This is a genomic window from Acetobacter sp. AAB5 (genome assembly GCF_050106715.1).
In the GTDB taxonomy this organism is placed as follows: domain Bacteria; phylum Pseudomonadota; class Alphaproteobacteria; order Acetobacterales; family Acetobacteraceae; genus Acetobacter; species Acetobacter oryzifermentans.
This window is the reverse complement of sequence record NZ_JBNIEW010000056.1, coordinates 1-682: the sequence shown is the minus strand read 5'-3', so window position 1 is coordinate 682 and position 682 is coordinate 1. Positions and strand designations below refer to the sequence as shown.

Sequence of the window (682 nt, the reverse complement as noted above, 5' to 3'; positions counted from 1 at the left end):
TGCTCGCACGGCGTGCGTGGTCGTGGCGCTCCCATGACGTATCTGTCCCATAATGCTTCCTTCCACTCTCGTGAAAATATCACACCATCAAACCCCGGGACTAAACACCTAACTGACGACACGCCGTAGGTAGCTTTTCCAGATGTACGAAAATTCCGGTAACTGGCGGTTCTGAGGACGAAGCAGCCGTGAAAAGCCGTTTAGCACTACAGTTGCATTTTGTGTTGAGTTCTGAATCTATGGGTAACCATGATTCAGGATATGATGAGTGGCGGTACGTCTGTTGAAGAGACGCTGGAATTATGGGCGCGCTCGCTTCGGTCCGCCAAGGATCGGATGGCGCCGCTGTTCACGCAAAAACGTGTCGTAGATTCGGCCTGTGCTTTTCTTGATGTTTTGATTGGCAATGAACCACGCAAGACGGGATGGATGCGAGCGGAAGCCGCAGGAGATCCTGGTCCATGGCGGCAGCAGGCGCTTCTGGGACGCGGGCACTGGGATGCCGATGCCCTTCGTGACGTCGTCAGGGATTATGTGATTGAGCATCTGGGCACTGAAGAGGGCGTGCTGGTCATTGATGAGACCGGTTTTCTGAAGAAGGGTCAGGCGTCCTGCGGTGTGGGGCGGCAGTATACGGGATCTGCCGGCAAGATCACGAACTGCCAGATTGGTGTGTTTGGCG

General features: G+C 54.8%; 1 protein-coding gene. It reads left to right on the top strand.

Annotated features, from left to right (window positions below):
* Positions 1-249: 249 nt before the first annotated feature.
* Positions 250-682: transposase (locus ACP7IZ_RS13775; RefSeq protein ID WP_426849727.1), on the top strand; the 433-nt coding region annotated here is incomplete at its 3' end.